At 53.5% G+C, this 19648-nt stretch carries 20 protein-coding genes; 18 read left to right on the plus strand and 2 right to left on the minus strand.

All coding sequences use genetic code 11. The features are described from left to right. Positions 1–315 precede the first annotated feature (315 nt). The 14 genes from H522_RS0115195 (at position 316) to H522_RS19805 (ending at position 15581) form a co-directional block, all read left to right on the plus strand. Positions 316–1587 (plus strand): ABC transporter substrate-binding protein, encoded by a 1272-nt coding sequence (locus H522_RS0115195; RefSeq protein ID WP_155836481.1) that lies wholly within the window; start codon positions 316–318, stop codon positions 1585–1587. Between the two features lie 630 nt (positions 1588–2217). Continuing rightward, positions 2218–2538, plus strand: coding sequence for a DUF3870 domain-containing protein (locus tag H522_RS0115200; protein ID WP_026962984.1), 321 nt, complete (start codon positions 2218–2220; stop codon positions 2536–2538). Between the two features lie 231 nt (positions 2539–2769). Continuing rightward, positions 2770–4170 carry an FAD-dependent tricarballylate dehydrogenase TcuA gene (tcuA, locus tag H522_RS0115205; protein WP_026962985.1) on the plus strand — a complete coding sequence of 467 codons (1401 nt, stop codon included), beginning with the start codon at positions 2770–2772 and terminating at the stop codon, positions 4168–4170. Continuing rightward, positions 4157–5311 (plus strand): tricarballylate utilization 4Fe-4S protein TcuB, encoded by a 1155-nt coding sequence (tcuB, locus tag H522_RS19800; RefSeq protein WP_035454347.1) that lies wholly within the window; start codon positions 4157–4159, stop codon positions 5309–5311. The genes tcuA and tcuB overlap by 14 nt, the downstream gene beginning before the upstream one ends. A 259-nt stretch (positions 5312–5570) precedes the next feature. Continuing rightward, entirely contained in the window at positions 5571–6710 is a 1140-nt protein-coding gene (locus H522_RS0115215; protein WP_051344342.1) for a PrpF domain-containing protein, read from the plus strand. 72 nt (positions 6711–6782) lie between these two features. Further along, positions 6783–8141, plus strand: coding sequence for an MFS transporter (locus H522_RS0115220; RefSeq protein WP_026962987.1), 1359 nt, complete (start codon positions 6783–6785; stop codon positions 8139–8141). A gap of 868 nt (positions 8142–9009) precedes the next feature. Further along, positions 9010–9927, plus strand: coding sequence for a catechol 2,3-dioxygenase (locus tag H522_RS0115225; protein WP_026962988.1), 918 nt, complete (start codon positions 9010–9012; stop codon positions 9925–9927). Between the two features lie 59 nt (positions 9928–9986). Further along, the gene (locus tag H522_RS0115230; protein WP_245578146.1) at positions 9987–11198 is read left to right on the plus strand and encodes a flavin-dependent monooxygenase; all 1212 of its coding nucleotides are present in this window, start codon (positions 9987–9989) and stop codon (positions 11196–11198) included. A gap of 99 nt (positions 11199–11297) precedes the next feature. Then, complete coding sequence (locus H522_RS0115235; protein WP_026962990.1) at positions 11298–11768, plus strand: flavin reductase family protein; 471 nt, start codon at positions 11298–11300, stop codon at positions 11766–11768. A gap of 68 nt (positions 11769–11836) precedes the next feature. Continuing rightward, positions 11837–12088 carry a 2-hydroxymuconate tautomerase family protein gene (locus tag H522_RS0115240; RefSeq protein ID WP_273365819.1) on the plus strand — a complete coding sequence of 84 codons (252 nt, stop codon included), beginning with the start codon at positions 11837–11839 and terminating at the stop codon, positions 12086–12088. A gap of 117 nt (positions 12089–12205) precedes the next feature. Beyond that, positions 12206–12490, plus strand: a complete 285-nt coding sequence (locus tag H522_RS0115245; RefSeq protein ID WP_051344343.1) for a 2Fe-2S iron-sulfur cluster-binding protein — start codon at positions 12206–12208, stop codon at positions 12488–12490. Between the two features lie 41 nt (positions 12491–12531). After that, entirely contained in the window at positions 12532–14451 is a 1920-nt protein-coding gene (locus tag H522_RS0115250; RefSeq protein WP_026962993.1) for a XylR N-terminal domain-containing protein, read from the plus strand. Next, positions 14448–14888, plus strand: coding sequence for a GlcG/HbpS family heme-binding protein (locus H522_RS0115255; protein WP_026962994.1), 441 nt, complete (start codon positions 14448–14450; stop codon positions 14886–14888). Before H522_RS0115250 ends, H522_RS0115255 begins: the two co-directional genes overlap by 4 nt. A 15-nt stretch (positions 14889–14903) precedes the next feature. Continuing rightward, on the plus strand, positions 14904–15581 hold the full coding sequence (locus H522_RS19805; RefSeq protein WP_051344344.1) for an alpha/beta hydrolase: 678 nt from the start codon (positions 14904–14906) through the stop codon (positions 15579–15581). Between the two features lie 106 nt (positions 15582–15687). Here the strand turns inward: H522_RS19805 and H522_RS22360 are convergent, their stop codons facing one another. Together H522_RS22360 and H522_RS19810 are read right to left on the minus strand one after the other, a co-directional pair. Next, positions 15688–15960, minus strand: coding sequence for a LysR family transcriptional regulator substrate-binding protein (locus tag H522_RS22360; protein WP_051344345.1), 273 nt, complete (start codon positions 15958–15960; stop codon positions 15688–15690). Further along, positions 15945–16658, minus strand: coding sequence for a LysR family transcriptional regulator (locus H522_RS19810; protein WP_051344346.1), 714 nt, complete (start codon positions 16656–16658; stop codon positions 15945–15947). Before H522_RS19810 ends, H522_RS22360 begins: the two co-directional genes overlap by 16 nt. Positions 16659–16782: 124 nt before the next feature. On the opposite strand from H522_RS19810, the gene H522_RS19815 reads away from it, so the two are divergent. From H522_RS19815 to H522_RS0115285, 4 genes are all read left to right on the plus strand, one after another. Beyond that, positions 16783–17376, plus strand: a complete 594-nt coding sequence (locus tag H522_RS19815; protein ID WP_051344347.1) for a non-oxidative hydroxyarylic acid decarboxylases subunit B — start codon at positions 16783–16785, stop codon at positions 17374–17376. Further along, positions 17363–18796 (plus strand): non-oxidative hydroxyarylic acid decarboxylases subunit C, encoded by a 1434-nt coding sequence (locus H522_RS0115275; RefSeq protein ID WP_026962995.1) that lies wholly within the window; start codon positions 17363–17365, stop codon positions 18794–18796. The genes H522_RS19815 and H522_RS0115275 overlap by 14 nt, the downstream gene beginning before the upstream one ends. 61 nt (positions 18797–18857) lie before the next feature. Further along, positions 18858–19088, plus strand: coding sequence for a non-oxidative hydroxyarylic acid decarboxylases subunit D (locus H522_RS0115280; RefSeq protein ID WP_026962996.1), 231 nt, complete (start codon positions 18858–18860; stop codon positions 19086–19088). 282 nt (positions 19089–19370) lie between these two features. Continuing rightward, positions 19371–19648, plus strand: a 278-nt coding sequence (locus tag H522_RS0115285; RefSeq protein WP_026962997.1) for a recombinase family protein, incomplete at its 3' end; no start/stop codon positions are given.

A 19648-nucleotide genomic window follows, 5' to 3' on the forward strand; every position in this document is an offset into this window, starting at 1 on the left:
CATCTGGTCTACGCAGCCAGCCGAGGGATCCCCCGAGTTGTGAACCAAATCTGTCTGCAGGCCCTGTACGCTGCGGCAGCCAAGGACAGCGACGTGGTGGAAGACACTCATATCCAGCGGGTACTGGCCGATCTGGATCGGCAACGAGGAGCAGTCGGTTGACCGGCTGCTCTCCCATGGCTGGGATGGCTGTCGGCACAGCGTTCAGTCCGCTGGCGGAATGACGGTACAACGCTCACGACAATGGCGGTGAGAAATTCACCGCCAAATAGCGTGAGCGGCTACAACAACGAACCGTGAAGGGATGGGACAACCGTGAAATGGAGACAGATCCTTGCCGCAGTTATGGCTCTGTCTATGGCGACGGCTACCGTGGGGTGTGGTCAGACCGGGGCTAAACCAAGTGGAAAGATTACACTCACCTTGTGGTATTGGAACGATTCCATTGACGATAACCTGTTGAAACAAGTCGACAAAGCCTTCCCCAATGTTCACTTACAGGCTGAGAAAATCGGTGGGAATTTTGAGTCGAAACTGATTGCGGCCATGTACGCCGACGACGCTCCAGACATCACGGCCATTAACTCCGCCGACTTCATTGCCACGATGGTGAAAGACTATAACCAGTTCGTAAACCTGAATCAATTTCCAGAGGTCCGGCAGGCAAAGAAACTCTACCTAGGTTGGAAGTGGAACCTGGCTTCAACGCCGGATCATAAGTACCAGGTCGCCATCCCCATGGATACAGGACCCGTGGTTTTGTACTACAACACCAAGGTCTTCAAAAAGGCAGGGTTGCCCACCTCACCCGAAGCTGTTTCTGATAAATTGAAAACCTGGCAGAACTACATCCAGGCCGGCGAACAAATCAAGGCCAAGACCGGTGTTCCGCTTGTCGATAACCTAACCACCGTCTACAATGCTGCTCTCAACCAAGGGAAGAAGTATTATTTCACGTCGGATATGAAACCGATTTACGAGCACAATCCGGTTGTTCAGAACGCCTGGAACCTGGCTGTGGAGTTTCATCAAAAAGGATTGTCGGCAGACATTGACGAATGGACCACAGCCTGGAGTGCCGCCGCCCACCATGATGGCTTTGCCAGTTTCATCGGGGCTAGCTGGATGGTCCCGCAGTTGCAGCAATCGGACTCGCGGCAGGGTGTGTGGCGTGTGGCCGCGGCCCCCGGAGGCGCGGCCGACTTGGGTGGATCCTTCATCGGGGTTACCAAGGACTGCAAGTACCCAGAACTGGCGGCGAAGATCATTTTGTGGCTGCAAAATCCGGAGCATCAGGCCTACGCCTATCACACGCTCGGGCTGTACCCATCGACACCGAGCGCATTTACCAAACCGATCATGAATCAACCATCCCCGTATTTTGGCGGAGAGAACATCAATCAGTATTTTGCTGCCTCGGACAAGGCGATTGATATTGGGTTCCAAAGTCCGTACGATTCAACGGTTAACAACTACTTTACGCAGGAACTGGCGTTGGTAGCTCACAATAATAAAAATCCGAATGCAGCCTGGGCCGACGCCATCGCGGAGATCAATGACCAAATGCGTCGTATTCTCGTGAATTGATGCCTTGAAGCGCCCTTACCTTTCCGCGTTTGGCGATGTTTCTCTCAATCTCACCTTTTCGTCCTCTAGAGAACTCACCCTTGCAGGGCGGTGTAGACCCACGAAACACCGTCCTGCGGCGCCATCAAGACTCATTTGTGCACTTTGCAATGAGTACCTTCCTTCAAAAGCTACCAAATGCCATATGTGTAATCGCAATGAATGCTCGAGAATTACATAATTGAAACGGATACACAATGTTTTAGACACGTCGAGTATGAGAGTTAACCCGTAGTTTTTGGAATAAAGACCCTATACCTTATTCCTATATACTTGGTGGCGAATTCGGCATACAAGTGGTACGGTATGTCATGTAGAAGGTTGTCCAACGCCACATGGCCTCAGGGTCATCGCTGAGCACAAACTCGTGGACTTATAATAAGACTTCATGTCTTTATTTGAGGGGTGGAGTATTGTGAAGACGGATTAGCGGATAGAAAACCGTCTACTCAGCGTGGGCCAGGAAAATCCCCAACGGAGCGAACATGATTTCATCCATTTTCACTGTCACCTCCGCTTTTACACGGTGTACTCTCTAAGAACATGTAATTAATTACGTGCGTATGACAAAGCAGGTATAGGAGAGAGATCATGAGTTTGGTACCAAAAGCTTTTATTGCAGGGCATGGGAAACTGCCGTCTGGCTCGGCGGCAAAGGCCGCGTACGATACCTTGGCTTTGACTGTGGAAATTGAAACGAAGCACGCTGTAATATTGTCCGTTGAGTGTACTTTGGCCACTCAGTTAGGAAGAGCCTTCGTTTCCGAATTGTTGCGAGGCTGCTCTCTCAAAGACGGAGTAGATGGGATGATTGATGAGATCAGATTACACTACCACGGAGCAGCAAAAGCTGCGTTAATTGCCGCGCTCAAAGACCTTGAGTCGGAATATGAGCGTATGTCAACAATGTGATTGCACGATGTGCGTAAGGTATCACGTGATTTCCAGGTTGTGTTATTGTTTGCCGTCCTTCGAACATGTAGAATAAAAAGCAAAATAAATACACCGATGATGACTGTCATGTTTTGAGTTGCCCAACTGACCGTTGGTCAAAGAATCAAAAGTGCACCAGTCCGCCGTAATGGCTGCTGGTGCATTTATTTTTGTAATCAGATGAACTACGCAGACTGTCGGAGGATGAGTATGGGTCGAAAAGTGTTTCAACACGATTATGACGTACTTGTAGTTGGCGGAGGAAATGCCGCGCTCTCGGCTGCTCTGAGGGCACGAGAACAAGGCGTTAGGGTACTTGTGGTTGAACGGGCCCCAAAATTTTATCGCGGGGGAAATAGTCGGCATACACGCGATTTCCGGATCATGCACATGCACGAAAATGACTACATGATAGGTACCTACACAGAAGATGAGTTTCTGGACGACCTCAAACGAGTTGCTGGCGGAGAAATAGATGAACGGCTGGCGCGTTTGATTGTTACCAAATCCGCAGAATTGCCGGATTGGCTCAGCCGTCAAGGCATCCGCTGGCAGGCGCCCCTGTCCGGTACACTTCATCTGGCGCGGACGAACATGTTTATGCTTGGTGGTGGCCGGGCTATGATGAATGCGTACTACCACATGGCGGAAGCGAAGGGCGTGGATGTCTGGTATGACGCGTTGGTTGAAGACTTAATAATCGATGGCGATACGTTTAAGGCAGCCCAAGTGCGCCGAGTGAATGAACCGATTACGGTCCACGCGAGAGCGGTTGTCTTAGCCTCCGGTGGATTTGAAGCAAATGTAGAATGGCATAGAAAATACTGGGGGGGCGCCGCAGACAACTTTATCATTCGCGGAACACCGTATAATCAGGGAAACATCATTGAAATCATGCTGAATTATGGGGCCGAGCCGATCGGTGAGCCGGATGCCTTTCATGCGGTAGCGGTTGACGGTCGAGCGCCGAAGTTTGACGGAGGGATTGTCACGCGCCTCGACAGCGTGCCGTTCGGCATTGTGGTCAACAAGAACGGTTTGCGATTCTACGACGAAGGTGAAGATTTCTGGCCCAAACGTTATGCCATCTGGGGTGGTCTTATCGCACGGCAACCGGACCAAATCGCTTATTCGATCATCGACAGCAAGGCGATGGGAAAATTTATGCCTTCGGTATTTGCTCCGGTCGTTGCGGATACACTCGGCGAGCTCGCCATGAAGCTAGGCTTGGATCCTGCGCAACTGGAAGAAACCGTTGCAACATTCAACAGTGCGGTACAACCAGGTACATTTAATCCTGGTGAATTGGACGATTGCCACACAAAAGGGCTCACACCACAAAAAAGTCACTGGGCCATTCGGATTGATAAACCTCCGTTTTATGCGTACCCACTCCGGACTGGGATTACGTTCACATACTTAGGTGTCCGCATCAATGAGAAAGCGAAAATTCAGATGAAAGACGGGCGTCAGTTGACCAACATGTTTGCGGCAGGGGAAATGGTGGCCGGGAATGTGCTGCGTCGCGGTTATTTGGCAGGGTTTGGATTGACGATGGGTGCTGTCTTCGGGAGAATTGCTGGGGAGGAAGCTGCCAATGTCGCTAAATAAGTTGATGGATGACGGGAAGCGTCAAATGCAGGTATGTAATGCGTGCCGCTACTGCGAGGGCTACTGTGCGGTATGGCGGGCCATAGAGTGGCGGCGTAACTTTACCGATAAAGATATGTCCTATCTGGCCAACCTGTGCCATGACTGTAAGGAGTGCGTCTTTGCCTGTCCGTTTACGACACCTCACCAGTTCGGCATTAATCCACCCAAGCTTTTTGGCAGTCTGCGTGAAGAACTTTATAAAAAGTATGCATGGCCGAGTGGCTTGGGTAAGGCGTTGGGGGATAAGAAATCCAATTTTTGGATCATAGCAGTGATTGGATTCATTTTACTGGTTGCTATTGTACTGGGGATGAATGGTGCAGCAGGATTGTTCCGGCGGCACGTTGGCACAGGCGCGTTCTACAAGGTTCTTTCGGAAGTGTTTTTGGAAATTGCTTTTGGGGCCCTGGGACTGTGGTTCGTTGGCGGTTGGATCATCGGAGCGGTACGGTTTTGGAATGATATTAAATCCCCGATGTCGGAGCGTGTGTTAGCGAGGGATATCCGGAAGGCCACTGCCGATGCATTAAAGCTGCGTTACCTTGGCCGGGAAGCTACAGAAGAGGAGCTTGCTGGCCATCGAAAGTGGTTGCACCAGTTTGTGTTATACGGATTTGTACTCGATTTCGCATCGACAACGCTCGGCGCTTTCTATTCTCATGTGTTGCATATCCAAGCGCCTTACCCAATCTATAACCCGGTTGTCATTCTAGGTATTCTAGGTGGTATCGGTATTATTATCGGTACCTCCGGTTTCCTCTACGTGAAGTCTAAGAGCGACCGTTCCGTGTCTGATGAAAAGGCCAGGCGCTCGGGGAACGCATTCTCCATTTCACTGTTGATGATTGCAGTAACGGGCATGCTTGTTCTGTTGTTCCGCGATACTGCGGCAATGGGTATCATTCTTGTAATACACTTAAGCAGTGTTGCATCGCTCTTCTTTACAGCACCATACTCGAAATTCGTTCATTTTGTGTATCGATACATGGCCTTGATTCGTTATGCGCAGGAGGAACGAACGGCAAACGAAGCAGTTCCATCAACCAAAACCAACAAGCGTGTGTCGCCCACGCATCAAGCAATTGTAAATAAGGGTTGAATAAATTCTGTTTTTGCTTTATTATAGTTCTAGTCAGTGGTATCAAGGCTTTAAGGTCACCCTGTTAAGCACAATTGATGCCGCACGAATTGACTGCCATAGACAAGTGATGTTATCATCCAATTTTGATCAAACTGCAAACGCTATTGCTGTTTCGCGTGAGTCGCTAGATAACCTCTAACGAATAATCGTGTGAAGCCCAGCATAAGCCGATCATCGGTGAATGCTGGGCTTTTTTGGTTGACGGGGAGGTTAAATGATGAACTGGTCCACGATTCCTTGTTCCATCTACCGCGGTGGAACCAGCAAAGTGCTACTGTTACGTGGGCGAGATTTACCAGCTGATCCCAAAATTCGCGATCGAATGATTCTTCATCTATTTGGCAGTCCTGATACGAAACAGATCAACGGTCTGGGTGGTGCAACGCCAACTACTAGCAAATTAGGAATTGTAGAAGTGTCCAAGCGGGATGATGCGGATGTGGATTACACTTTTGGCCAGGTAAGCATTGATAAGCCTTATATCGATTATAAGCCCAATTGTGGAAACGTATCTTCCGCCATTGGACCATTCGCTGTTGAACAAGGATTAGTTCCAGTGACGCAGGATGGGTGGATGCGAGTGCGTATCTATAACACGAATACGGATTCAGTTATCGTATCCAGATTCATGGTAAGAGACGGACACTTTGTGACAGATGGTGATACGAGGATTGCTGGAGTTCCTGGAAATGCATCGCCGGTCTACTTGGATTTCTTTGATTCGGGCGGCGGTGTCACTGGCAAATTGTTTCCGACGGGAAATAGGGTCGATCGTGTTCGGCTGCCTGATGGTCGTGTATACCGAGTGACCGTCATTGATATTGGAAACCTGACCGTGTTCATGGACGGTGACGAACTCTACTTGCAAGGGACGGAGGTACAAGAAGAGGAACTCCGCGATGTCCTACCCATAATGGAGGAGGTCCGACAGCAGGTTGGCAGGATGTTGGGGATCTTTAAATCCGATGAACCTGTCAGCCCAACCACACATGCTCTTCCGAAAATTGCTGTGGTCCAATCACCGCGGAACTATCAATCTACTGATGAGGAGTTGATTCAAACCGAGGACTATGATATTGCGGCCCGTGTGTTGACCATGGGAAGGCTTCATCCAACATATGCTGTAACGGGCGGTATTGCACTGACTGTATCTTCCAAATATGAGGGTACAATTAGCTTTGACAAGTGTTCTCTTAGTTGTAGAAACAGCAACCGACTTAGAATTGGTCATCCCGCGGGAGTCTTGGAAATGAGAGCTAAAGTTGCTGAAAAACCAGATTCAGACGTTTGTAAGGTGACCCTAGTTCGAACCGCCAGGCCATTAATAAGTGGGCACGCATGGGTTCCGAATCTTTAAGGAGGTGGTCGTTTAGCCTATTTGCGTGGACTAAATGAAGGCGTTAACAAAACTCCTATAGGGGGAAGGTAAATGAGTGACAGGTTTTCAGTTGGCGCGCGTTTAGAACGGTTACCGATTGCATCATTTCATCGGTACGTAGTATTAGTTCTCGCATTCGCCTTTTTCTTCGAGCTCGGTGATATCAATACACTTTCTTACACAGCGCCGGCTATCGAAAAAGCGTGGAATCTTAAGATTTCCTCGATTGGTACTGTCACATCGGCGACATTCCTTGGAATGTTCCTTGGTGCCTCAGTGATCGGTTACGTATCCGATCGAATCGGTCGAAAAAAGAGTCTCATATCGACAGTGCTAATATACTCTGTCTTTTCTTTGTTAAATGCATTCGCAATGAACATGACTACTCTTTTCATTACACGTTTTGTAACCGGTTTCGGACTGTCAGCCATGACGGTGGTTGGTATCACTTATATCAGTGAAGTTTTTCCGGCGAAAAAGCGTGGGACCTACCAGGGGTTGATTATGACAATCGGTCTCTGTGGCATACCTATCACCGCCTACGTGGCACGCTTCTTGATTCCGACTGCTCCGTGGGCATGGCGGTTGGTTTACGTATGGGGTTCACTTGGCTTTATCTGTGCGATTCTTGCAACTCGTATGAAAGAGTCTCCTCGGTGGTTAGAGAATCGTGGCCGTTTGGATGAGGCCAATCAAGTTATGAGTGCCATTGAGGCTGAGGTCTCAAGGGATAAGGGTAGTTTGCCGAATCCAGTTGAGGAAATCAAGCCCGTGGTTAGCAAACAGGGCTATGCGGAGTTGTTTTCAGGACGTTATTTAGGTCGTACCATCGTCCTCCTGATTGTCTGGATACTGCAAACGCTTGGATTTTACGGGTTTATGTCATGGGTGCCAACCCTTTTAGTCGCTCATGGGTTTTCATTGGTTCATTCACTCGCTTGGTCGTCAGCGATGTCAATCGGTGCGGTTCCAGGTGCCTTTATCGCATATCTCATTTCAGATCGAATTGATCGGAAATGGTTGGTTGTTTTCTTCGGCGTGCTCATCGCAGTTTGTGGTTTGCTATACGGCTTGACATTTAACACGACGATGATTGTGGTGTTTGGATTTCTCGTCGCTATGTTCATTCAGACCTTTGCACCTCTGTTGTATGCGTATACGCCGGAATTGTACCCAACGGAGGTACGCAACTCGGGTTCAGGCCTCGTGTATGGCGTTGGACGACTGGCAAACGTGTTCGGCCCAATGATCGTTGTCTTTTTCTTCAACAGTTACGGGTATAAGAGCGTATTCGTCTACATTGCCGCAACGTGGATCATTCTCGCCGTCGTCACAGCGGTCTTTGGCCCAAGAACAAGAGGCCGCGCACTGGAAGTGCTAAGCACATCGTCCCCAACCGTTGGGGTATAAATTGCGTCTCATCACGGCACGTCGCTTCATAGAAGAATGAAAATCCAGCCAGGGGCTGCACGATTCATTTATCGTGTGGGCCTTTTTCTTTTTTTTTTTTTACGGATTTGATACCCCACGGCATTACACTGTGCGGATTTGGTGGGTCTGAGTTATTTGAAACGCTTTGTGTCGTCCTGCAACCCTTCTTCTCATATTCAGTCTAAGATGGGCGTGATTGGGGCGATCGTGGAGAGTTGTTCGCCGCTGTGTGGATGGGCGGCAAATAGGTGAACGTGTCCGACGCCTGCCAATCACGCCTCCGGCAGATTCTTTACTCGATTCATAATCGCATTCATGGAGAACGAGACGCACTTCAATCTCTCTGAGCGAATCGGTTCATCACCTGTGTAAACGTCGACCAAGTCGTAGATTCCATTTGGGCCGAGCAGCGGATCATCTGGTGGGTAAGAGAAGGCGCAGGGCTTATCAGTTCCAGTTGCCCGTCTACCAGCTGATATCGGTTGCCATCTTCCGGTAGGTTGGCGTACTCTTCGTATGTCATCGGTGTTTCGCGTAATCGATCCGCACGGCGCGTCTCGCCACTGTACTTCTCGTTTGTGCAGTGACCGTTCGTACATTTATCCGTCTGCGTGGCACCCAGCGATTGGAGCCTCCTCGTGCGGCACCTACACAGGGACCACTATCCAATCAATTGATCGACAGCCTGAGGCTATTGGATAATTTATGCTCTTATCTATTCGTACGATTCGAACTAAATATACTGAACTATTCGTCTGATATCCGCGTGGTTCATCGCTATAAAATCTCGTCCTGACTCCTTACCATGAACCCTGTAATCACCATCTTCAATGAGGGGTTGAGAGATATGGCTATTATGCGTATTGGCCGGGCTCACTTAAGGGTGATGGACCTGGATGACGCGGTTCGTTATTACACCAACGTGATTGGACTGGACGAGGTGGCCCGGGAGGGGGACAAGGTCTACCTGAAGGCATGGGACGAGTATGACCACCACAGTCTGATCTTGGAGAAAGCGGATTCACCCGGTTTGGACCACTTTGCGTTCAAGGTCGAGAAGGAGGACGACCTGGCGTTCTATGAAAAGCGGGTGGAGCAATTTGGCTGCACATTGCAGCGAGTATCGCGCGGCACACGCGTTGGCGAGGGGGAAGCCATCCGGTTTGAATTGCCGACCGGACATCAGGTTGAACTGTACCACAAAATTGAAACGCTCGGCACAAAGGTGGGGGTCTGGAATCCAGATCCGTGGCCCGAGGACACCCGCGGCATCGCGCCCCACCGTTTGGACCACGTACTGCTTACCGGCGAAGACGTGAAAACGGTTACCCGTTTCTTCACTGAGGCGCTCGGGCTCTACCAGAGTGAACGCGTCATGACCGTCGACGGTGAGGACATGGTCGGCAGTTTCTTGTATGCCGCCAACGGGAAACCGCACGACGTCGCGTTCATCAAAGGTCCAGACAAGAAGATGCACCATACCGCATTCTTCGTAGAGAGCTGGCATGACGTGCTGAAGGCGGCGGACATCCTTGCCCGCAACGACGTGCATATCGAGATCACGCCGACTCGGCACGGCCTCACGCGCGGACAGACCGTCTACTTTTTCGATCCGTCCGGCAACCGTAACGAGGCGTTCGCCGGCGGCTACACGACCTACCCTGACTTCCCGACCATCACCTGGACGGAAGACAAAATTATGCACGGCATTTTCTATCACCGCCGCATGCTGATTGAAGAGTCCTATATGAAAGCTCTCACGTAATCAACGAGTTTGAGGGGCAAAAAGGTGCAGAATAATCGGCTTTAAGGGAGGATGAAGGCGTGGCGAATCAGCAGCTTGCAACGATGCTTGGCGAGAGCGTTCCGACCCGAGAGGAACTCTTGCGGCGTGCGGAGATGGTTGGAAAGTTGGCCGAGGCAGAGGCGTTCGAGGCGGACAAAAACGCGCACTTTTCCGAACGGATCGCCGAAGCTATCCGCGACGCCCAGTTTCACCGGCTATTGAAGCCGAAAAAGTACGGCGGCTTCTCGGTTGACCTGTCCACCTACAACGAGATCATTCGGACGGTTTCCAGACACAGTGTGGCGGCCGGGTGGCTCGCGTACTTCTACTCGATGCACGAAGTCTGGGCCGCCCACCTGCCGCCGGCAGGGCGGGACGAGGTACTTGGGTCCGATGGCCTGTTGGCAGACGTCGTGGCGCCTGTGGGACGGGCTGAGCGCGATGGGGACGGCTATCGTCTCTACGGACGCTGGAACTTTTGTAGTGGGGTCCTCTGGGCGGACTGGGTTGGACTTGGCTGCATGGCTGAGCTTCCCGATGGCAATGGGCCCGAATACTGCGTGATGGCGCTACCGCGTAAAGACTTTACCATCATTCATAACTGGGATACCGTGGGCCTACGTGGTTCCGGAAGCAATGGAGTGTCCGTCGACGGCGCGTATGTACCGGCGCATCGGGTGCTGCCTGCGGGACGACTGCTTGCCACCGGTTTGCCCACAGGGGGAGAATATGACCCGGCCGATCCGGTCTATCGGATGCCGTTTATGCCCCTCTTCCTGCTCGGTTTCCCGGTGGTGGCCCTGGGTGGGGCAGAGCGTGTGCTGGATTTGTTCCAGGAGCGTACGGAGAAGCGGGTGCGCATCTTTAAGATGGGGGCGAAGGAGAAAGACTCGGCGGGCAGCCAGCGCTTGTTGGCGGAGGCGAAGACGCGCCTGTTGGCCGCCGAGGGATTGATTGATTTTTATACCCGTCAGCTGGAGACTTGGCAAGCCGAGGGCAAAGTGGTGGTCGGTGACGAGGAATGCGAGCGGCTGTTTGCCCTACGCGGGGAAGTGGCCAAAACGTGCGCCGACGTAGCCGTTCGCATCCTCCTGACTTTGGGCGGAAACTCCATTTTCAAAGGAGATCCGGTCGAGCTCTTTACGCGCGATTTGTTGGCCGTCGCTGCTCATCCCAATCACCTGTATGAAGACTCGATGGCCGCTTATGGCCGCACCATCTTCGGTTTCCCGGGCGATCCGGTCTGGTAAATACATCGGTACCCATTTGGACCCTCGGGTGTTCGAACAGCACGCGGTTAAGACCAATCACGAGGGTCCCTACTCCGTACACGCATGAGGTGAGAAGACATGGATGATCGCGAATTTCGTACCGCCATGGGCCGTTTCGCCACCGGAATCACCGTCGTGACCAGCTTGCAAGACAACCAACCGCGGGGGATGACCGCCAACGCCTTCATGTCGGTGTCGCTCAATCCCAAACTGGTGCTGGTCTCCATCAGCAACCGCGCAAAGATGAACGCCTGTATTCAACAAACGGGTCGCTACGGCGTCAGCGTCCTGGCGGAATCGCAAAAGGAAGTCGCCATGACTTTTGCCGGACAGCTCTCGAACGCGCGTTCGCCTGAATTTGCGTGGATGGATGGTCTCCCTGTCCTCTCGGGCTCGCTGGTTACCTTGGCGTGCAATGTGGTCGACGCGCACCCTGCGGGGGACCATACCCTGTTCATCGGTGAAGTCACGAGCCTGAACATCCAATCCGGTCAGCCGCTGCTCTTTTTCAGTGGCCAGTACAGCCAGTTGCCCGTTTTCGCCGGCTGACGACTTTTCGCACGCCAGTCATTTGTGCGAGCTGACCGATTGGCCGCATACTTACCCTTTTTCCACAGGTGACTCTTGCCCGCAAAAGGAGGCGACGCAGCATGCCTTTTTTAAATATCCAACTGCTTGAAGGTTGTACCCAAGCCCAAAAGGAGGAACTGATTGCGCGGACGTCGACGGCCGTGGCAGAGACGTTGAACATTCCACTGGCCACGGTGCGTGTGGTAATTGCTGAAGTGCCCTTGGACAACTGGGGGGTTGCCGGGGAGACAATGCGTGCAAAACGGATGCGGGAGCAGGTGGCGGAGGGGCAGCGATAGCGCCCCGCTCAAAAGGGACAGCGATAATTCCTTGCTCAACCGAACTGTCCGTATGTTCTGGCTCCGGGCAAGCAGGAGGAATTTCGAAAAGGTGCGAATAGATAAGGAGGGTCTGGGATGCATCGCGTGCAATTGATTGGTGGTCCGTGGGATGGACGGGATTTCGAGTGCAGGGAGAGTGAGACCCTGCTTGAGGCAGCCATCCGCCACGGCGTGCGCCTCGCCTTTGGTTGCAAGGGGGGCGGGTGCGGCATGTGCAAGGTGAAGATTGAAGAGGGGGAGTTTCATCGCGGACCCAGCTCAAAAGCGGTGCTGCCCGATGAGGAACGGGCCCTCAACTACACGCTGGCCTGCAAGACCTATCCGCACAGCCACGTGAAGGTGTCGTTGGCGAGCAACTAATCCCCCTCCGGTCAGGTGGTGGATCTGTGAGGAGTCAGGACTTGAGCTTAGAAATGATTTACGATACCCGACCGATGGACGAACGCGGCATTCATGACGAGCACGGCATTCATATGGATAGGACTCTGACCATGCCGATCTCGGCGCTCGGGGCCTTGCGCCGGGAATTGATTGAGACACTCGGAGTGGATCGGGCGAAAGGGTTTCTCCTGCGTGTGGGTTGGCACTGTGGCGCCAGCGATGCGATGAAGATGCGGTCGATGGAGTGGGATGAGGAGCTGGACGCGTTTCTTGCCGGACCGCGCTTACATGCACTGCATGGGTATCTCTCTGAATCGAAATTTCTCCGCTGCGAGATTGATTCCAGCCAAGGAACCCTTGTCATTGAGGGGCGTTGGCGCAATTCCTATGAGGCCCAGGTCCACAAACAGATGATTGGCATCAGTCGTCATCCTGTGTGTTACACCTTGGTGGGATATGCCAGCGGTTACCTGTCCACCCTGTTTGGGCGTCAGGTCATTGCCATGGAAACTAAGTGCGAAGCGATGGGACACGACCACTGTCTTTGTGTCTGTCGAACGCTTGAGGAGTGGCATGGCCAGGTATACGAAGAACTGCGTTACTACCAGTCCAACCGCATTATCGACGAACTGGAAGAGATGTTCTCCAAGCTGCAGACCGAGAGAGCGAATCTGGGGAAGGTCTATCGGATTCAACGCAGCCTCACCCAGGAGGTCCTGCACGAACGTAATCTCTCCTTCATCGCCGATACGTTTACAGAGATTACGCAATTGCCCCTCGTCATTACCGACTCGTTCTTAAATCCGCTCGCCACGTCCGGGATGGCCAAGTCCAAGGTGGCCAGTTGTCTTGTCGAGCTGTCGAAGCACTGGCGGCGTACCCACAGTCAGACGTCGCTGGCCAGGCCGACGCTCCAGCAGACCACCACGATTGAATTCGGTCCGGGGCGCAGTGCGCTCATGACCCCGCTTTTGCACAACCGCCACGCGGGTGGCTATTGTGTCGTGTTTTACGAAGGGCAACAGCCCGAAGACGTGCATCCGTTGATGTTGGAGCAGGCGGCTGTAGCCTGTTCACTTTATCTGTTCAACGAGCAGACCCGTTTTGATACGGAGCAGCGCATGCGCGGAGATTTTCTTGATGACCTGTTGTCCAACCGTCAGATTGTCGCTGACGAGATGACCCGGCGGGCGCATTACATCGGGTTTCAGTTTCAGTCCCCATATTTTCTCCTGACTTTGGGGCCGGCCCAAGGTAAAATGTCCGTGGAGGAGCGCGTATCGGTACAAGAGCACCTGCTGCGATTGACGTCTTCCTTCACGAAACAGCGTAGGCTCAATGCGTTGGTGGGGCAGCGTGAAGGCAACGTGGTCGTGCTCGTCGCCCGGCATCCGGAATACCGGGAGTGTACTCGGCGAGAGGAGCTCTGCCAGCAGCTGCGCGCCTACGTGCAGGCAGCGTGGCCCGAGCGGATCGTCAAGGTGGGGATGAGCTCGGTATCGGACGTGACGGCTGATTTGCAGGAACTGTATTCCGAGAGTGTTGCTGCCTTTCGTCTGGCCTGTGGTCAAGCCCACATCAAGGTGTTTGACACGTTAGGTGTGGAGGGCGTGCTGTGCAAGGACGTCGATTCCGCTCGCAAGTTTGCCCGGCGTTGGCTGGGACCGCTACTGATGACGGATAGGGATAAAGAATTGACCAAGACGCTGTACTACTTCCTGAACAATGGAGGAAACGTGCATAAAACGGCGCGTGTCATGAATTTTTCGATCAGCGGTTTGCGCTACCGATTACAGCGTTTGTCGGAAATTTTGGATTGCCACCTGCAAAACCCTTATGTGGCCAATCAACTATACACTGGCTTGCTGTTGCTGTTGTCCATTGGCGACTTGGAATTCGAGGATTGTCCAACCGCGATTACTGAGGAGCGAATGTCATGAAAGCGTATAACACAAAACCGGTGCTGACGCGGGCTGTGGTCATGGAGATGCTTCAGGCTGCCTGTGACGAGGCCCAGTCCATGGGAATTGCCGTCAATGTTGCCGTAACGGACGACGGTGGCAATTTGTGCGGGTTTGTTCGCATGGACGGAGCCCCGTTGCTCAGTGTGGAGATAGCGCAGAACAAGGCGTATACGGCCAGCGCTTTCGGGATTCCCACGCGGGAGTGGTATTCGCGCATCAAAGACGATCCGGCCCTCCTGCACGGCATCGTGCATACACCCCGCCTGACCATTTTTGCCGGTGGATTGCCTCTGCGTATTGATGGTCAGTTGGTCGGGGGAGTGGGGGTATCTGGCGGCAGCGGCGACCAGGATGAGGCATGCGCCCGGCGCGCTGTGTCCGAATTCGAACGCTGGGTCAACCAGGAGTCCTGAGGAGGGGTCCTACTAATGAAAAGTCCATACAACTATTCGATTCTCGTCCCGTCCGGTGCAAGCGAAGGGAGAAAATACCCGGCCGTGTTCGCTCTGCACGGCATTGGCTATACCGATGAGGATATGCTCTCGCTGCTCCAAGACCTGCGCGAAGAATTCATTATTGTGGCCGTGCGTGGCAATCTCACCTACGAAGATGGGTATGCCTTCTATTATTTAAAAGAATATGGAAAACCCGTGCGCGAGCTGTTTGATGAGGCCGTCACCAAAATGCAGACCTTTATCGACTACGCTACGGCAACCTATCCGATTGACGAGAATCAGCGGTTTCTCTGTGGATTTAGTCAAGGAGCCATCCTGAGTGCGACCTTGGGTCGGCTCCTCGGCAGCCGCATTCGTGGCATCGCTGCCCTGCACGGGTACGTGCCGGACTTCCTCGATGCGGAGTTCACCGTGCAGTCCCTCGAAGACGTCGACGTCCTAGTGGCGCACGGGAGCTTCGACGCGGTCTTCCCTGAGACCATCGGTCACAAAACGTACGAGTACATGCGGGAGCGCGCACGCTCCGTCAAATACATCGTGTATCCTTCCGAACACGAGGTGACATCTGACCATCAGTCTGACCTCCTGGCCTGGTTTCGTCAGCAGGTCAACCAAGCCACCAAATCCTCGACGCGCGCACTCAAACCCTAGGCCTCCGTCGCTTTGGACCGTGAACACGATGTTCACGGTCTATCGCGACCTATCCCTTTTCGAACGATCCGTTTTCGGTACGTGTCCCAGGAAACAGCGAGGCCGTTCAATCGGCCTCGCTGGGGCGCGAGTTGGTTGCGCGCGATTCCAGGGTATGTAACTTACGCGAGTCGCGGGTGTGCAACTCCTTAGCAAGCTCCCAGAAGGCGCGTGCGGCGCGGGAAAGATAGTGGCCGCGTGGACAGATGAGAGTCGGCTGGAGCATCCATGGATTGTCCGCAATCGGACTGGTCCGGTAGTGGTCTGTGTTATGCAAAGAGAGCACGGATGAAGGCAGCAGGGTGGCCCCAAAACCCCGGGCAATTAGGCTGAGCAGCATGGCCGATCCCTTTTCGAACGATCCGTGTCGCGGCACTCGCAGATGACGTTGGGACTAAGGTTATGGCGGTGGAACTGTTCTATCAGTTTGTCGTACACACCGCCACCATATACGGTGCGAAGGAGAATCAGCGGCAGCCGGGCGATTTCTTCTAAGCTCACCGCGCCGCCTTGCGACATTGTCCACTGCCCGGGCGCCACGAGGACGAACGGATCGTCCGCAAGGCGCAGTGAGGTGAAGCTGCGGCTGCGCATGGGCGCGTTGACAATCGCCAACTCAATCTCCCGGGTTTCCAGTAGGTTCACCAGCTCTTGCGTTTCCCCTTCCCACACCTTGAAGGTAATCTGCGGATAAGCCTTCCCCATGTGCAAAACCGTTTGCAAGAGCTGCGTCGCACAATACAGCGTGGCCCCGACGGCCAGCGTGCCGTTCACCGCCTGCTTCATCTCGCGAACCTCAGCTACTGCTTCGTCCATTTCCGCCAACAGGCGTTTGGCGCGCCGATACAATACCTCCCCTTCTGCGGTGAGGGTCAGCTGGCGACCACCGCGTTCAAACAGCAGAACCCCCAGTTCGTCCTCCATTTCTTTCAATTGACGGCTGAGCGGCGGCTGCGCCATACGCAATCGCCGGGCGGCCGCTGTCACTTGCCCTTCTTCCGCAATTGTGACAAAGTACCGCAGGTGACGAAGGTCCACGCAGGTTCCCCCTCTCTCAATATACCATATAGGTATGGCACGTATTCTTAATAGATATTTTTAATATACCAGAGCGACGATTATACTTCTATCGGAGCCACCGTGTGTGAAAGGGGGCAAGTGAATGCGTATCGTCGTCGGGATCACCGGCGCCACCGGTGCGATTCTCGGCGTCCGTCTACTGCAGGAGTTGCAGCGGGCCGAGGTGGAGACCCACGTGGTCATGTCCCAATGGGCCGCGTCCACCCTGCGCCTGGAGACCGACTACCGGGTTGAGGACGTGAAGCGGCTGGCGACACACTGGTATGCACATCACGACCAGGGAGCCGCAATTTCAAGCGGATCGTACCCGGTGGATGGCATGGTGGTTGCGCCATGCAGCATGAAGACCCTGGCCGCCATTCGGGTCGGGCTGGCGGACAACCTGATTACGCGGGCGGCCGACGTGATGCTCAAAGAGCGCAGAAAATTGGTCCTGCTGACCCGCGAAACCCCACTCAGCACCGTCCACTTGGAGAACATGCTCGCGCTCTCGCAGATGGGAGCTGTCATCCTGCCGCCCATGATGGCCTTTTACAACCATCCGGGCTCGGTGGAGGCCATGGTCAACCACATTGTTTATCGCACATTGGACCAATTTGGCTTGTACGCTGAAGAGGCGAACCGATGGAATGGTGTAGTGAGCGCAAAGGAGGGGCGTTCTCATGGCTTATCATGACTTGCGGACGTTTTTGCAGACGCTGCAGCGAGAAGGACAACTGTTGTCAATTGACGAGGAAGTGATGCCAGAACCGGACTTAGGTTCGGCCGGGCGCGCTGTGAGCAATCTGGGTGAGCATTCTCCGGCACTGCTGTTCAACCACATCTACGGGTATGAGAACGCTCGGGTGGCGATGAACATCACCGGTTCCTGGTCGAATCACGCCCTCATGCTGGGGCTTCCGAAAAACACATCGGTGAAGGAGCAGTTTTTCGAGTTTGCACGCCGGTTTGACCGGTTTCCGGTGGCTGTGGAGCGGCGCGAGACGGCCCCGTTTCAGGAGTGTCAGGTTTCGGAAAACATCAACCTGTTCGAGCTGTTGCCCTTGTTCCGACTGAACAAGGGCGACGGCGGCTACTACGTGGACAAAGCCTGTGTCATCTCCCGCGATCCGTCCGATCCCGAACACTTTGGCAAGCAAAACGTGGGAATTTACCGGCTGCAGGTCAAAGGACCGAATCGGCTCGGCATCCAGCCGGTGCCGCAGCATGACATCGCCCTGCATCTGCGGATGGCCGAAGAACGAGGGGAAAACCTGCCTGTGGCCATCGCTATCGGGTGCGATCCGGTTATCACCACGGTTGCGGGCACCCCGTTGCTCTACGACCAGTCGGAGTATGAAATGGCCGGTGCTCTACAGGAAGAACCGTATCGTATCGTGCATTTGAACGACTGCAATCTGGATGTCCCCTGGGGTGCCGAGGTCGTGTTGGTCGGGGAAATCCTCGCGGGGGTACGTGAGTTTGAGGGACCCTTCGGGGAGTTCACCGGTCACTACTCGGGTGGACGCAGTATGCCAGTGATTCAAATTCACCGGGTGTACCATCGGAAAAACCCGATTTTCGAGCATCTGTACCTGGGGATGCCGTGGACCGAGGTCGACTACATGATTGGGTTGAACACGTCGGTTCCACTCTATCACCAGTTGAAGCAGGCCTATCCGGATGAAATCGTCGCGGTGAACGCGATGTATACGCATGGGCTGGTGGCGATTATTTCGACAAAGACTCGTTATGGGGGCTTTGCCAAGGCGGTCGGTATGCGTGCCCTGACTACCCCGCACGGCCTGGGATACTGCAAACTGGTCATCGTTGTGGATGCCGATGTCGATCCGTTCAACCTTCCGCAGGTGATGTGGGCGCTGTCTACGAAGATGAACCCAAAATACGATGTGGTCATCATCCCCGAGTTGTCCGTCTTGCCGCTTGATCCCGGTTCAGAACCGGCGGGCATGACGCACAAGATGATTCTCGATGCCACGACTCCGCTGGCTCCTGAGCGCCGTGGGCACTATTCGCAGCAGCTCGACAGTCCCCCGGCCACAGAGAAGTGGGAGCGCATCCTGCGCGATTTGATGCAGAACACAAACGCTACCTGATATAAGAACGTAAGGGCTATCTGATACAGGACGTGGTAGAAACGCAAAGGAGTGAGTGTTGATGGCTGTCTGTCCGCGCTGCGAGGCGAAGGAGGCCAGCGTGATTGCCCGGTCGCCGGTGAAAGGGGCCTGGGAACTCTATCAGTGTCCAACGTGTTTCTTCATCTGGCGCTCCACCGAACCAGAATTCATTACCGATTCGGCCAAGTATAACCCGGCTTTCAAGGTAACACCTAACGATGTAGCGGGTGCGGTTCATGTGCCGCCCATTGCGCCGCGTCGCCAAGGTTGACCCCGGGGTGTTGTACCGTTTGTAACCGCACATCCGCTACTTTACAGGGGCTGTCCTCGCAATCGTAAGTGTGCTTGGGATAGCCCCTGTGGTTTTCAGGTGGGTGTAGGGTGAGTCCTCCGCATAACTAGGCCTTTTTATACATCTGCCCCAAAGGGTTGAAAACTGCTCTATAATTTATAGATATCTATGTACGTTTATTATATTCTATATCTATGAAACTTAGTGATTGGGCTAGAAAAAAGGGGATATCATATAAGACGCTGGGTAAAAGAAGGCCGCATGCCAGTTCCGTTTGAGCAGACGCCAACGGGCACCATTCTCGTACACGAGCCGGAACCGGTGGAAAAAGCTGTAGCGCTCTATGCGCGCGTGTCCAGTTCTAATCAGAAGGTGGACTTAGAGCGTCAAATCGCTCGCTTGACCGAATTTGCGACGCAACAAAGGCTTGTCGTAGTCAAGGGAGTGACGGAAATCGGTTCGGGGCGAAATGGGCATCGGCCTAAGCTCATGAAGTTGCTGGCGGATCCCCATGTGCAAACCATCGTCGTGGAACACCG

It is taken from the genome of Alicyclobacillus herbarius DSM 13609, assembly GCF_000430585.1.
Taxonomy (GTDB): domain Bacteria; phylum Bacillota; class Bacilli; order Alicyclobacillales; family Alicyclobacillaceae; genus Alicyclobacillus_G; species Alicyclobacillus_G herbarius.